General features: G+C 70.6%; 15 protein-coding genes and 1 tRNA gene. 8 read left to right on the forward strand and 8 right to left on the reverse strand.

Going from position 1 to position 13,369, the window contains the following annotated elements:
- Positions 1 to 17: 17 nt before the first annotated feature.
- Positions 18 to 1,064: a DMT family transporter gene (locus tag Sp245p_RS02245; RefSeq protein ID WP_014238677.1), complete on the forward strand. Its 1,047-nt coding sequence runs from the start codon at positions 18 to 20 to the stop codon at positions 1,062 to 1,064.
- Positions 1,065 to 1,204: 140 nt separating this feature from the next.
- Here the strand turns inward: Sp245p_RS02245 and Sp245p_RS02250 are convergent.
- A tRNA-Ala gene (locus Sp245p_RS02250) sits at positions 1,205 to 1,280 on the reverse strand.
- A 206-nt stretch (positions 1,281 to 1,486) separates the two neighbouring features.
- Here Sp245p_RS02250 and Sp245p_RS02255 point away from each other — a divergent pair.
- The 5 genes from Sp245p_RS02255 to modD are packed head-to-tail and all read left to right on the forward strand — an operon-like array spanning position 1,487 to position 4,865.
- Entirely contained in the window at positions 1,487 to 1,771 is a 285-nt protein-coding gene (locus tag Sp245p_RS02255) for a YggT family protein (protein WP_014238675.1), read from the forward strand.
- Positions 1,771 to 2,130, forward strand: coding sequence for a DUF167 family protein (locus tag Sp245p_RS02260; RefSeq protein ID WP_014238674.1), 360 nt, complete (start codon positions 1,771 to 1,773; stop codon positions 2,128 to 2,130). Before Sp245p_RS02255 ends, Sp245p_RS02260 begins: the two co-directional genes overlap by 1 nt.
- The gene (gene folD / locus Sp245p_RS02265; RefSeq protein WP_014238673.1) at positions 2,123 to 3,031 is read left to right on the forward strand and encodes a bifunctional methylenetetrahydrofolate dehydrogenase/methenyltetrahydrofolate cyclohydrolase FolD; all 909 of its coding nucleotides are present in this window, start codon (positions 2,123 to 2,125) and stop codon (positions 3,029 to 3,031) included. The genes Sp245p_RS02260 and folD overlap by 8 nt, the downstream gene beginning before the upstream one ends.
- Entirely contained in the window at positions 3,028 to 4,017 is a 990-nt protein-coding gene (locus Sp245p_RS02270; protein ID WP_014238672.1) for a magnesium transporter CorA family protein, read from the forward strand. Before folD ends, Sp245p_RS02270 begins: the two co-directional genes overlap by 4 nt.
- A 20-nt stretch (positions 4,018 to 4,037) precedes the next feature.
- Positions 4,038 to 4,865, forward strand: a complete 828-nt coding sequence (gene modD / locus Sp245p_RS02275; protein WP_014238671.1) for a ModD protein — start codon at positions 4,038 to 4,040, stop codon at positions 4,863 to 4,865.
- A 155-nt stretch (positions 4,866 to 5,020) separates the two neighbouring features.
- Here modD and Sp245p_RS02280 read toward each other — a convergent pair whose 3' ends face one another.
- Positions 5,021 to 5,323 (reverse strand): 4a-hydroxytetrahydrobiopterin dehydratase, encoded by a 303-nt coding sequence (locus Sp245p_RS02280; protein ID WP_014238670.1) that lies wholly within the window; start codon positions 5,321 to 5,323, stop codon positions 5,021 to 5,023.
- 134 nt (positions 5,324 to 5,457) lie between these two features.
- On the opposite strand from Sp245p_RS02280, the gene Sp245p_RS02285 reads away from it, so the two are divergent.
- Complete coding sequence (locus Sp245p_RS02285) at positions 5,458 to 5,871, forward strand: metallopeptidase family protein (RefSeq protein ID WP_041810830.1); 414 nt, start codon at positions 5,458 to 5,460, stop codon at positions 5,869 to 5,871.
- Position 5,872: 1 nt separating this feature from the next.
- On the opposite strand, the gene Sp245p_RS02290 is transcribed toward Sp245p_RS02285, so the two are convergent.
- The gene (locus Sp245p_RS02290; protein ID WP_014238668.1) at positions 5,873 to 6,472 is read right to left on the reverse strand and encodes a uracil-DNA glycosylase family protein; all 600 of its coding nucleotides are present in this window, start codon (positions 6,470 to 6,472) and stop codon (positions 5,873 to 5,875) included.
- A complete protein-coding gene (cobB, locus tag Sp245p_RS02295; protein WP_052584310.1) occupies positions 6,469 to 7,215 on the reverse strand; it encodes a Sir2 family NAD+-dependent deacetylase in 747 nt (248 codons plus the stop codon). Before cobB ends, Sp245p_RS02290 begins: the two co-directional genes overlap by 4 nt.
- A gap of 99 nt (positions 7,216 to 7,314) precedes the next feature.
- Between cobB and Sp245p_RS02300 the strand changes: the two genes are divergently transcribed.
- On the forward strand, positions 7,315 to 7,788 hold the full coding sequence (locus Sp245p_RS02300) for a low molecular weight protein-tyrosine-phosphatase (protein ID WP_014238666.1): 474 nt from the start codon (positions 7,315 to 7,317) through the stop codon (positions 7,786 to 7,788).
- A 10-nt stretch (positions 7,789 to 7,798) separates the two neighbouring features.
- Here the strand turns inward: Sp245p_RS02300 and Sp245p_RS02305 are convergent, their stop codons facing one another.
- The 4 genes from Sp245p_RS02305 to addA all read right to left on the reverse strand — a co-directional run bounded on the left by Sp245p_RS02305 (position 7,799) and on the right by addA (position 13,298).
- Complete coding sequence (locus Sp245p_RS02305) at positions 7,799 to 7,996, reverse strand: DUF1127 domain-containing protein (RefSeq protein WP_014238665.1); 198 nt, start codon at positions 7,994 to 7,996, stop codon at positions 7,799 to 7,801.
- Positions 7,997 to 8,112: 116 nt separating this feature from the next.
- Positions 8,113 to 9,009 carry a transcriptional regulator GcvA gene (gene gcvA, locus Sp245p_RS02310; RefSeq protein ID WP_014238664.1) on the reverse strand — a complete coding sequence of 299 codons (897 nt, stop codon included), beginning with the start codon at positions 9,007 to 9,009 and terminating at the stop codon, positions 8,113 to 8,115.
- A 283-nt stretch (positions 9,010 to 9,292) separates the two neighbouring features.
- Complete coding sequence (gene trxA / locus Sp245p_RS02320; protein WP_014238663.1) at positions 9,293 to 9,616, reverse strand: thioredoxin TrxA; 324 nt, start codon at positions 9,614 to 9,616, stop codon at positions 9,293 to 9,295.
- A 211-nt stretch (positions 9,617 to 9,827) separates the two neighbouring features.
- Complete coding sequence (gene addA, locus Sp245p_RS02325) at positions 9,828 to 13,298, reverse strand: double-strand break repair helicase AddA (protein ID WP_109138335.1); 3,471 nt, start codon at positions 13,296 to 13,298, stop codon at positions 9,828 to 9,830.
- Between the last annotated feature and the right edge of the window lie 71 nt (positions 13,299 to 13,369).

Genomic DNA, 13,369 nt, shown 5'->3' on the forward strand with positions numbered 1-13,369 from the left:
AGGCGAGCAAGACGCTCATGCCCCGAACCGGCGCGACGACCGCTATCCTGGCCGCGGTCCTTTTCGGCCTCAGCACGCCGCTGGCGAAGCTGCTGGTCCATGACCTGTCCCCCTGGATGCTGGCGGGCCTGCTGTATCTCGGCTCCGGGATCGGGCTGGGGCTGGTCCGGCTGCTCCGTCTGCTGACAGGGTCGCGAAAACGCAGCGAACGCGGCCTCCGCGGCGCCGAATGGTTCTGGCTGCTGACCGCTGTCGCTGCCGGGGGCATCGCCGGGCCGGTTCTGCTGATGTTCGGCCTGACGGCGACGCCGGCATCCACCGCCTCGCTGCTGCTCAATCTGGAAGGGGTGTTCACCGCCCTGCTGGCGTGGTTCGTCTTTCGGGAGGGCGTCGACCGGCGCCTCATCGCCGGCATGATCGCCATCGTGGCGGGAGCGGTCGTGCTGTCCTGGGGCAGAGCGGTCAGCCTGGACGGCGGTTGGGGACCGGCCGCGGTCGCCGCCGCCTGCCTGATGTGGGCGGCGGACAACAACCTGACCCGCAAGGTGTCCCTGGCCGACCCGGCGGACATCGCCACGATCAAGGGGCTGGTGGCCGGCACCGTCAATGTCGGGATCGCCCTGGCGCTCGGTGACGGCCTGCCCGCGGTGCCGACCGCGGCGGCGGCGATGCTGGTCGGGTTGCTGGGCTACGGCGTCAGCCTCGTGCTGTTCGTGGTCGCCCTGCGCCACATCGGCGCCGCCCGCACCGGGGCCTATTTCTCGACGGCCCCCTTCGTCGGCGGCATCGCCTCCCTGGCGATCTTCGGGGAGCCGCTGACGGTTGGGCTGGCCGCGGCGGCGGCCCTGATGGGACTCGGCGTCTGGCTGCACCTGACCGAGGATCACGACCATGAGCATGACCACGAGGAGATGGAGCACGACCATCCGCATGTCCATGACGAGCACCACCGGCACCATCACGATGGCCCAGTGACCGAGCCGCACACCCACCGGCATCGTCACGTGCGCCTGCGGCACCGGCACGCCCACTTTCCGGATGCCCACCACGCGCACAGGCACTGAGGCTTGGGCCGGATCGGCGAACGTTTTAAAAAGAATGGGAAGATTTGGCCGACGCCGCGTGCGACAGGGCGGTGTCGCACCGCAGGGAATTCCGCCGCTTCCGGGCGAATTCCTGTGTCGCATCACTGTCTTGGGGGGATTGGTGGAGCCGAGGAGGATCGAACTCCCGACCTACGCATTGCGAACGCGTCGCTCTCCCAGCTGAGCTACGGCCCCACACACCGTTACCGGCGTGCGGCGGATAATGGTGATGCGGAGGGTGCCTGTCAAGCCCTCTGAACGCGCCTGATTGCGGGCATCGGCGGTTCACGGAAGGGGATGGCGAAGGGGATGATGGCGGCCCGCCGCGCGGCACTGGACAGCACTCGCCGCTTGTGCTTAGGGTGCCCCGCAAAATCGGACAATAAAGGGACGGGCCGGGCATGATTGCGCTCTACCTGCTGATCGACACCGTTCTCAGCCTCTATGTGTGGCTGCTCATCGCTTCGGCGGTGCTGAGCTGGCTGGTGGCCTTCAACGTCGTCAACACCCGCAACCGCGCGGTCTATGTCATCGGCGACTTCCTCTACCGCATCACGGAACCGGTCCTGCGCCCGATCCGCCGCGTCCTGCCGAACATGGGCGGCCTGGACCTGTCGCCGATCGCGCTGATCCTGCTGATCTTCTTCATCCGCAACCTGATGGCGGAATACTGGCCGCGCTTCTGATGACGGGGCCTTTGGAAGCCGTTCCCTTCGAAGCCGTCGCGGACGGTGTCCGGCTGGCGCTGCGGGTGACGCCCAAGGCGTCGCGCAACGCCATCGCCGGGCTGGCCGCCACGGCGTCCGGAGGAACGGCCCTGAAGGTGACCGTCACCGCCGTGCCGGAGAACGGCAAGGCGAACGAGGCGGTGGTGAAGCTGCTGGCCAAGGCGTGGAAACTGCCCAAGACCAGCCTGACGGTGGTGGCCGGCGCCACCGACCGGAACAAGATTGTCCATGTGGCCGGCGACCCGGCCGACCTGATGCGCCGGCTGACGGCGCTGGTGGAAACAGCAAAGCCTGATACGGGGAAGAGCGATGGCTGAGGCGAGGATCATCGACGGCAAGGCGTTCGCCGCGGGGCTGCGCGCCCGCGTGGCGGAGGGTGTGGCCGCGCTCAAGGCCAGCCACGGCGTCACCCCCGGCCTCGCCGTCGTGCTGGTGGGCGAGGACCCGGCGAGCCAGGTCTATGTCCGGTCCAAGGAAAAGGCCCTGGCCGACCTCGGCATGAACAGCTTCGACCACCACATGCCGGCCGATCTCGGCGAGGCGGAGCTGCTGGCCCTGATCGACCGGCTGAACGCCGATCCGGCGGTGCACGGCATCCTGGTCCAGCTTCCACTGCCCAAGCACATCGACACCCAAAAGATTCTGGCCCGCATCGTCCCGGAAAAGGACGCCGACGGCTTCCACGTCGTCAACGCCGGCCTGCTGGCGACCGGCAGCCCTGGCGCCATCGTGCCCTGCACCCCGCTGGGCAGCCTGCTGCTGCTCCGCGACACGCTGGGCAACGACCTGAAGGGCAAGCGGGCGCTGGTGCTCGGCCGCTCCAACATCGTCGGCAAGCCGATGGCGCAGCTTCTGCTCCAGCAGGACTGCACGGTCACCGTCGCCCATTCCCGCACCCAGGACCTGCCCGGCGAATGCCGGCGCGCCGACATCCTGGTCGCCGCGGTGGGCCGGCCGGAGATGGTGCGCGGCGACTGGATCAAGCCGGGCGCCGTGGTCATCGACGTCGGCATCAACCGCGTGCCGCACCCGACCGAGCCGGGCAAGACCAAGCTGGTCGGCGACGTCGCCTACGACGAGGCGGTCAAGGTCGCCGGCGCCATCACCCCGGTGCCGGGCGGCGTCGGGCCGATGACCATCGCCTGCCTGATGCTGAACACGCTGGCCGCCGCCTGCCGCGCCGCCGGCGCCCCGGTCCCCGCCGAGGCCCTTGCATGATCACGGTCCACGCCCGGGTGGGCGGCCGCGTGGTCGAGCAGCCGCTCGCCCTCGGCGAGTCGCTGCCGCCCAACACGGTGTGGATCGATCTTCTCCGCCCCGACGAGGCGGAACGCGCTCATGTCGGCGCCGTCACCGGCTGCGACCTGCCGACGCGCGAGGAAATGAAGGAAATCGAGGCGTCGAGCCAGCTCTACACCGAGGGGGAGGCCGTCTACCTCACCTCCTCGGTGATCGCGCGGGCCGATTCGCCGATGCCGGAGCAGGGCGAGGTCACCTTCGTCCTGACCCCCCGGCACATGATCACGGTGCGCTTCACCGAGCCGCGCTCCGTCGCCACCTTCGCCGTGCGGACCAGCCGTCAGCCGGAGCTTCTGGCCAGCGCGGAGGACGCGCTGCTGGGCATCCTGGACGCGGTGATCGACCGGGTGGCCGATGTGCTGGAACTGATCGGTGCCCGCATCGACGGGCTGTCCACGCGCATCTTCACCGACTCGCTGAACAGCAAGGGGGTCGGAAGCTCCAAGAAGCCGGACGAACTGCAGGACGTGCTGCGCGGCATCGGGCGGGCCGGCGACCTGACGCACAAGGTGCGCGACAGCCTCGCCGGGCTGGACCGGCTGGTCGCCTTCCTCTCCTCCGTCGCCGCCGGGCGGCTGACCAAGGAGCAGAAGGCCGCGCTGAAGACCCTGACGCGCGACCTGCGGTCCCTGAACGAGCACGCCGGCTTCCTGGCGCACGAGGCGAACTTCCTGCTCGACGCCACGCTCGGCCTGATCAACATCGAGCAGAACGCGATCATCAAGATCTTCTCGGTCGTCTCCGTGGCGCTGATGCCGCCGACCCTGATCGCGTCGGCCTACGGCATGAACTTCCACCACATGCCCGAGCTGGACTGGGACTTCGGCTATCCCATGGCCATCGTGATGATGGTGCTCTCCGCCGTCGTGCCGCTCTGGTACTTCCGCCGCCGCGGGTGGCTTTAACACGAAGAAGGGAACCGCCGATGATCGTCCTGTCCGATGCCGCGCTCGACGCGCTTCTCGCCCAGGACGTTCCCTACGGCGACCTGACCACCGACTCGCTGGGCATCGCCGCCGCCCCGGCGCGCATCCGGTTCACGGCGCGCGGCGCCATGGTGCTGGCCGGGACGGAGGAAGCCGCCCGCCTGATCGGGAAGGCCGGCGGTACGGTGACGTCCGTCCGGCCCAGCGGCACGGCGTTGGAGGCCGGGGCGCCCTTCCTGGAGGGGCATGGCCCGGCGGGCGCCCTGCACCGCGGCTGGAAGGTGGCGCAGACTCTGGTCGAATACGCCTCCGGCATCGCCTCCCGCGCCCGCCGCATCGTCGAGGCCGCGCCTGGGGTGACCGTCGCCTGCACCCGCAAGAACTTTCCCGGCGCCAAGGACCTGTCGGTCAAGGCGGTGCTGGCCGGCGGGGCGGTGATGCACCGGCTGGGCCTGTCGGAAACGATCCTGGTCTTTCCCGAACACCGCGCCTTCCTGTCCGGGTCGCCGGAGGCGTGGATCGCCGATCTGCGCCGCCGGGCGCCGGAAAAGAAGATCGTGGTCGAGGTCGACACGGTGGCGGACGCCATCGCCTTTGCCCGGGCCGGGGCCGACGTGCTGCAGCTGGAGAAGCGCCCGCCCGAGGAGGCCCGCGCCGTGGTCGAGGCGACGCGCGGCCTGCCGCGCCCACCGGTCGTCGCGGCGGCGGGCGGCGTGACGGAGGACAACGCGGCGGCCTACGCCGCCGCCGGCTGCCCGCTGCTGGTCACCACCGCCCCCTTCTTCGGGCGCCCGGCGGATGTGAAGGTGGTTCTGGAACCGGCGTGACGCTCCAGTCCCTCTCCCGTCCCGGGAGAGGGTGCCCGCGCAGCGGGCGGGTGAGGGTCGCGCGAGGATCAAGGCGCTGATTCTTGGCTATACCCTCACCCTCCCGCCGCTCTGCGGCGGGTCCCTCCCTCTCCCGGGACGGGAAAGGAGATTCTTCAGCGGTCGCGGTTCGGGGCGATCTGGTCCACGCGGTGGGCGAAATCGACGTCGGCCTGGGTCAGGCCGTCGGCGCTGCGGGTGCACAGGATGATCTCCACCCGGCCCATGTCGTTGAACCATTCCGGATGGTGGTTCGTCCGCTCCGCCAGCAGGGCGACCTGGCTCATGAAGCCCCAGGCGGCGGGGAAGTCGGGGAAATGGTAGGTCTTGCGGATCGCGTCGCGCTCCAGCACCTCCGCCCAGCCATGCAGTTCCTTCAGCGCGGTCTGCCGCTTGGCACCCACCAGCTTGTCCGACATTCCTTCCCCCTTTGTTGGTTGGCCTGTGCAGGCGTAACGGACACGGATCGATTGTGGATCAAATCGGTGTTCCGGTCCGCCTTCCGGTTTAGCGCCGCTTGGCCTGGGCGGCAAGCAACGCTACCTTCCCCCGTATGATGCGCAAACCGGCACACACCCACAGCGTTCCCCCCTCCACCCCCGACCTCGAGCGGATGGCCGAGGACGCGCTGGAGACGATTCCGCGGGAACTCCTGGCCCCGATCGCCAATCTGTCGATCCATGTCGAGGATTTCCCCGACGAGGAGACCGAGCGTGAGATGGAGCTGGAAAGCCCCTTCGACCTTCTCGGCCTCTACCGGGGCGTCGATATGACGCGGCAGAGCGTCGCCGACCTGCGCAGCGGGCCGGACATGATCTTCCTCTACCGCCGCCCGATCCTGGACTACTGGTGCGAGACGGGCGAGGACCTGTTCGCCATCGTCCGCCACGTCCTGATCCATGAGATCGGCCACCATTTCGGCCTGTCGGACGAGGACATGGAGCGCATCGAGGCCATGGAGGGGTGAGTCAACCGTCCAGGGCGCCCAGGGTGTCCGCCACGCGGCGGCGCAGCGCCGGCACCAGCTCCGCGTCGAACCAGGGGTTCTTCTTCAGCCAGGCGGTGTTGCGCCAGCTCGGGTGGGGCAGGGGCAGGAACTCCGGCAGGTAGTCCCGCCACGCCGCCACCGTGTCGGTCATCGTCCGTTGGCGGCGGTTTCCCAGATAGTGGGCCTGGGCGTAGCTGCCGACCAGCAGGGTCAGCCGCACCCCGGTCAGGGCGGCGCGCAGCGGCGGGTGCCAGAGCGGGGCGCATTCCGGGCGCGGCGGGTAGTCGCCGCCCTTCGGCGCCGTGCCGGGGTAGCAGAGCCCCATGGGGACGATGGCGATCCGGCTCTCGTCGTAGAAGGCGTCACGGTCCATGGCCAGCCACTGGCGCAGCCGGTCGCCGGACGGGTCGTTCCAGGGAATGCCGCTGGCGTGCACCCGCGCGCCCGGTGCCTGCCCGACGATCAGCAGGCGGGCGGACGGGCTGCCGCGCAGCACCGGGCGGCAGCCGTGCGGCAACACCCCCGCGCACAGCCGGCAGGCGCGGGCCTGCTCGAACAGGTCCTCCAGGTCGGCGCTCAAAGGCTCAGCAGCTCGCTCACGAAGGCTGGGACCAGCTCGGTCGCCGGGCCGTTGACGGAGTCCGCGAACAGGCTGGCGCCCGCCGACGGCTCCAGGTTCAGCTCCACCGTCAGGGCGCCGGCGTTGCGCGCCTCGGCCACGAAGCCGGCGGCGGGATAGACGTTGCCGGAGGTGCCGATGGAGACGAACAGGTCGCAGGCGCCCAGCGCGCGGTAGATCCGCTCCATCTGGTAGGGCATCTCGCCGAACCACACCACGTCGGGGCGCATGCCGCCCTTGCGGGCGCAGGACGGGCAGACGTCCTCCATCGACAGGTCGCCGGTCCAGTGTTCCACCTTGTTGTGACAGTGGCGGCAGAAGACCGCGTTCAGCTCCCCATGCATGTGGATCAGCGTCTGCGATCCGCCGCGCTCGTGCAAATCGTCAATGTTCTGGGTGACCAGCAGCAGGTCGCCTTTCCAGCGCCGCTCCAGCTCGGCCAATGCCAGATGGGCGGCGTTCGGCTGCACCGCGGGGTCGCGCAGGCCGCGCCGCCGGTCGTTGTAGAAGCGGTGGACCAGCGCCGGGTCGCGGGCGAAGCCCTCCGGCGTGGCGACGTCCTCCAGATCGACCTTGGCCCAGATGCCATCGGCGCAGCGGAAGGTGTCCAGGCCGGATTCCTTGGAAATGCCGGCCCCGGTCAGGATGACGATGGAGTCGGTCGGCTTCAGATGATTGGCGATGGTCGTGATGGCGGCGATCATAGTGGCGGCGGTCATATTGGCGATGGTCATGGCGCCCTGGCGGGTTCGGGGAACGGCTGCTAGATCTCGGATGCGGAGAGCAGAGAGGAGGAGGCCGGGATGGTCAAGGTCCTGTTCGTGTGCACGGGCAACATCTGCCGGTCGCCCACCGCGGAAGGTGTGTTCCGCGACCGGGTTCGGCAAGCCGGTTTGGCGGGCCGCATCGGCACCGATTCGGCGGGCACCCACAGCTATCATGTGGGGGAGGCGCCCGACCCGCGCAGCCAGCGCGCGGCCAAGGCCCGCGGGGTGGACCTGTCGGACCTGCGCGCCCGCAAGGTGACCGCGGCGGACTTCGCCGACTTCGATTATATTCTGGCGATGGACGGTGGGCATCTGGCGCAGTTGCGGCGCATGGCCCCGCCGGACAGCCGGGCGACGGTCGCCCTGTTCCTCGACTACGCCTCCGACGCGCCGAAGCGCGAGGTGCCCGATCCCTATTACGGCGAGGGGCTGCACTTCACCGAGGTTCTGGACCTCTGCGAGGCCGGGGCCGTGGGGCTGCTGGAGGCGATCCGGCGGGACCGGCTGTAAACCGCGGCCTTCACCGCCAGAGCGGTTTGCGCGCCTCGGTGACGGCGTCGTAGCGGCTGATGCCGATGTCCCGCAACTCGTGGTCGGACAGGGACAGCAGTTCGTCGCGCTGGCGGCTCTGTTCGCGGAGATGGGCGATCCAGGCCAACAGCCTGCGAAGGCGGCGGGCCGGTGGCGGCGCGGTGCGGGGGAGGACGTGCAGCGTCATGGTGGCCTCCGGCGGGTGCGATGAACACCAGCATCCGGCCGTCCCCATCGCTCCGGCAAACGGGACCTTTTCATCGTCGGGTGAGCGGATTTCACCCGAAGCGGGTCACCGCCATATCACCGTCCCTGGGCGAACTCCGCCCGCATCCAGGAGCGGAAGGCGGCGACCTCAGGGCGGCGCAGGCTGTCTTGGGCGGTGACCAGCCAATAGGCGCTTTTCGCGCGCAGACGCGGCCCCATCACCTCGACCAGCTGGCCGGACGCCAGCTCCGGGTCGATGGTCGGGCGCCGTCCGATGATGACGCCCAGCCCGCGCACCGCGGCGTCCACCGCCATGTGGATGGCGTCCAGCCGCAACCCGCGCTTCAGCCCGTCGTCCAGCGCCGACGGCGGCAGGCCCGCGGCCTCCGCCCAGGCGGTCCAATCCTCCGACACGTCGGCGACGTGGAGCAGCGGGACGGTGGCGAGGTCGGCGGGGCAGGCGATGCGCGCCGCCAGGGCGGGGGCGGCCACCGGGACGAGGTCCTCCTCCATCAGCTTCAGCGCGGCCAGACCGGGCCAGTCGCCGCGGCCCAGCCGGATGCCGACGTCGATGCCGTCGCGGGGGAACTCGACCACCCGATGGGCGGTGTCCAGCGCCACCGTGATCGCCGGGTGACGCTCCTGGAAGGCGGGCAGGCGGGGGATCAGCCAGCGCAGGGCGAAGGTCGGGGCGGCGCTGACCGACAGCCGCCCGCTGGGCGCGCGGCCCGGCACGCTTTCCGTCGCCAGCGCCAACGACTGCAGCGCGTCGCGCACGCGGGGCAGGTAGGTTTGGCCGGCGGGGGTCAGCGACAGGCTGCGGTTGCCGCGCAGGAACAGCTCCACCCCCAACCAGTCCTCCAGCGTCTGGATGCCGTGGCTGACCGCGCTGGGGGTCAGGTGCAGCTCTTCCGCCGCCGCCTTGAAGCTCTGGTGGCGGCCGGCGGCCTCGAACAGGCGCAGGGTGTTGAGGGGCGGCAGTCGGTAGGCCATGGCCCGCGCAGTCTCCGACAGGCCGCAAGGCCGCGCAAACAAAAAGCCCCGCCGTGCTTTACCCCTCTCCCGCCCCGGGAGAGGGAAGGGGCCCGCGCGAAGCGTGGGAAGGGTGAGGGTGCTATCGAGGATCGATGCCTTGATCCTCGTGCGACCCTCACCCGCCCGCTGCGCGGGCACCCTCTCCCGGGGCGGGAGAGGGATTGGACGCTACAGGCGACCGCGCAAACAAAAAGCCCCGCCGGAGGGGCGGGGCTTTTCGATCGTCCGGGGACCGCTTGGCTCAGAGAGCCTCGTCGACCCACGTGAACAGGGCGGTCTTCGGCAGGGCGCCGATCTTGGTGGCGGCGACGTTGCCGTTCTTGAACAGCATCAGCGTCGGGATGCCGCGCACGCCGTACTTGGTCGGGGTGCCGGGGTTGTCGTCGATGTTCAGCTTGGCGACGGTGACCTTGCCGCCATACTCCTTGGCGAGGTCGTCGAGCGCGGGAGCAATCATCTTGCAGGGGCCGCACCACTCCGCCCAGAAATCGACCAGGACCGGACCGTCGGCCTTCAGCACGTCCTGCTCGAAGCTGTCGTCGGTGACCTTGATGGGATCGCTCATGTGACCTCTATGCCTGGGTTCAGGGGCACCGCCGCGCCGATTTTCCACCGGCGGCGGACCCATCCCTCATCGGTGGAATTTGCCAAAATGTATGACCGAGCCCCCTCACTGGTCAAGCCGGGGCGCGAATGCGGTCTCGTCAACCCAATCCGCCGCCCCGTGCAACGCGGCCGGGGGTGAAAAGTTCCCACGGCGGACTATCGCGCGCGCCTCACTCCGGAAGTTCCATCAAAGCGGGGGTATCGGTCCACAGCAGGACGCAGCGCACCGCCTTGTCTGGGTAGATGGCGCGCAGCGCCGCGCGGTAGGCCTCCATCTGGCGGACATAGACGGGCGGCACGTCCTCCGCGCGGACGGGCGGCGGGCGGTTGGTCTTGTAGTCGACGATCCACACCGCGTCGTCCTCGATCACCAAACGGTCGACCCGGCCCGACAGGGCGCGCCCGGTCACCAGACCGACCACCTCCACCTCGGCGCGGGAGTTGGGGCCGAACAGGCGGGCGAAGCGCGGGTCGGTCAGGACACGCATCGTTTCGGATGCGATTTCATCCTGGCGCTCGGCCGTCAGCTCATGCCCGGGACGAGCAAGGTAACGTCGGGCGGCGGCTTCCCGCGCGTCGGGCGGCAGGTCCGGCAGGGTCTGCATCAGCCGGTGGATCAGCAGGCCGCGCTTGAAACGCGCCCCGTCGTCCTCGCCCAGCGGGGAGCGCATCGCCGGCTCGTCCCCGTCCGGACGGGAGGGGGTGAGGGGGCGCGACGGTTCCGGCTCCTCCGGCGCGGCGGCGGTCAGCCAGGGCGGGGCCTCCTGCGCCGTCAGCACGCGGCCGGCCCCGGCGCCGTCCGGCTTGGGAACGGCGGTCTGCGGGTCGGCCAGCCGCCACCCCTCGCCGCTCCAGCCGTCCGGGCAGAGGGCGGAGAAGTCGAAGGGGTGCGGCACGCCGATCTCGCCCATCGCGGCCTCGACCAGCTTGTACCAGCAGGCGTCGGACGGCTCCTTCCTGCCCTGATAGCCGCAGACGTACAGCCGGTCCTCCGCGCGGGTCAGGGCGACGTACAGCAGGCGCCTGTACTCCTGGTCGCGGCGGCGGTTGGCGCGGGCGCGCGCCTCGGCGCACAGCGCGTCCTCCTGCGAGCGGCGAGCAGCGAAGAGCGGCACGGCGCAGCCCTCGTCGGGCCAGAGAATCGGCGGGCTCTGGGTCGGCGTGCCCAGCGTGTCGGGCAGGAAGACGATGGGCGCCTGGAGCCCCTTGGAGCCATGCACCGTCATGATGCGTACGCGTCCGCCGCCCTGCTCCAACTCGCGCTTGATTTCCGCCTCGCTGGCCGCCAGCCAGGCCAGGAAGTTCTGCAGGGAGGGCGGCTCGGTCTTCTCGAAGGCCAGGCATACGGCCAGGAACTCGTCCAGCGGGTCCTGCGCGTCGGGGCCGAGCCGCTTCAGGAGGGCGCGGCGGCCCGAGCCGTCCGGATCGGCGGGGCAGGGGGCGGCCAGCAGCCCGGCGAACAGCTCGTAGGGCGCCAGGAAGTCGGTGCGGGCGAGCTGGGCGCCCAGATAGCGGCGGGCCGGGCGGTAGGCCGGGTCGTCCTCCGCCTTCGCCACCAGCGCCCGCCACAGCGTGCCGCGCCGCCCGTGGGCGAGGTCGAACAGCTGGTCCTCGGTCAGCCCAATCAGCGGCCCCTTGAGGACGGTGGCCAGCGTCAGGTCGTCTTCCGGCAGCAGCAGGAACTCGCACAGCGCCATCAGGTCCATGACCGCGAGCTGTTCGGTCAGCACCATGCGGTCGACGCCGGCCACCGGCACGGCACGGTCCTTGAGGGCGCGCACCAGCTCCGTCACGAAGGCGGTGCGGCGGCGGACCAGCACCATGACGTCGCCGGGCTGGATCGGGCGGCCCCGCGACTCGAGCGACTCGCCGCGCTGGGTCCAGTCGCGGATGGTGTCGGCGATGACCGCGGCCAGCCGGGCCGACGGCGAATCGGCGGCCTCGCGCTCCACCGGGGGCGCCCAGGCGGGCGGGTCGGCGGCCTCCGCCGGCTTCACCGGGGGCCACAGCTCGACCAGCCCGGAATGGCCGCGGCGGAAGGCGCGGTGGCGGATCACCGGGCTCGTTTCGGAAGCGACACCATCCTTGGCGCCGTCCAGCCGGAACACCGCGTCCACGGTTTGCAGCACCGTGGCGGTGGAGCGGAAGGAGATGTCCAGTTCGACCGCGTGCCAGTCGCGCTCGGCGGCCTTGGCACGGGTCTGGAAATGGCGGCGCATCCGGGCGAATTCGGCGGGGTCGGCGCGCTGGAAGCTGAAGATCGACTGCTTCTCGTCGCCCACGGCGAAAACGGTGCGGGTCGTTTCGCCCCCGTCACGGGCGCTGAGGCCGGCGAAGAACTCCTCGGCGATGGAGCCAACGACCTGCCACTGCTCCGGGTTGGTGTCCTGCGCCTCGTCGATCAGGATGTGGTCGAGGCCGCCGTCGAGCTTGAACAGCACCCAGGGCACGGCGGGCACGCCGTCCTTGCCGCGCAGCAGGGCGTTGGCCGACAGGATCAGGTCGTCGTAGTCGAGCAGCGCCTTGGCCTTCTTCTTCGCCTCATAGGCGCTCAGAAGCGACTCGGCCAAGGTCAGCAGGGCGGTGGTGGAGGCGGCGACTCCGGCCGAGCGAACCCGTTTCATCAGCGAAACGAGCCGCTCCGCCTCACGCTCCAGCGCCGTCAGGGCGGCGGGGAAGGATGTCGCCGGCTTCTTGGTGATCAGGGTCTTGCGCGCGCCGCCCTCTGCGGTCAGGAAATGGCGGGCGTAGATCTGGAAGGCGCGCACCCGGCTGTCCGCGGCGTCGAGCCAGCCCTGGATGCCGAGCCCGCGCTCCTCGTCGGTCTTGCTGCCGGTGGACAGCGCGCGGCAGGCGTCGCGCAGCCCCGGAACGTCGAAGGCGTGGTCGGCGCAGGCCTCGCGCAGGATGGCGGCCTCGGTGATGCCGGGCGGCACGCCCAGCGCCTCGTGGACGGCGTCCACCGCGCCCTCCAGCCCATGGACGCTCTCGAACAGACGCTGGATGCGCCCGCGCTCGCTGGCCAGCTCGGCCAGGATGTCGGCGAACTCCTCGGCGTTCAGCTCGGCGGTCAGGCGGGCCATCGCCTTGCCGAGCGGGCTGTCGGGGGCGGCGCGGCCGGCGTGCAGCACCTCGTCCCGCGCCTCGGTCAGCAGGCCGGCGGCGGTGCGCTCGTCCATCACCTCGAAATGCGGGGCGAGTCCGGCTTCCAGCGGGAAGCGGCGCAGCAGCGATTGGCAGAAGGCGTGGATGGTCTGGATCTTCATGCCGCCCGGGCAATCCACCACCTGGGCGAACAGACGCCGGGCGATGGTCCGGGTCTCGGCGCTCGGCCGCTCGCCGCAGAGGTCGGCGAGCCGGTCCTCCAGCCCCTCGTCGGGCAGGGTCGCCCAGATGCCCAGCGTGCGGTTGATGCGGATGGACATCTCCGCCGCCGCCGCCTTGGTGAAGGTCAGGCAGAGGATGCGCGCCGGCGCGGTGCCGGACAGCATCAGCCGCAGCACGCGGTCGGTCAGCACCTTCGTCTTGCCGGACCCGGCGGAGGCGCCCACCCACACCGACGACAGCGGGTCGGAGGCGAGCCGCTGCGCGACGTTGGGGTCCAGCGGAAGCTCGCGGATGGGGAAGTCGAGGACGGTCATGGGCGGGTCGTCTTGTGTGAGGCGTTGCCCCCACCCTCCCCATGCGGCGCATGGGTCCCCTCCCTCCCCCG

The organism is Azospirillum baldaniorum, assembly GCF_003119195.2.
GTDB classification, from domain to species: domain Bacteria; phylum Pseudomonadota; class Alphaproteobacteria; order Azospirillales; family Azospirillaceae; genus Azospirillum; species Azospirillum baldaniorum.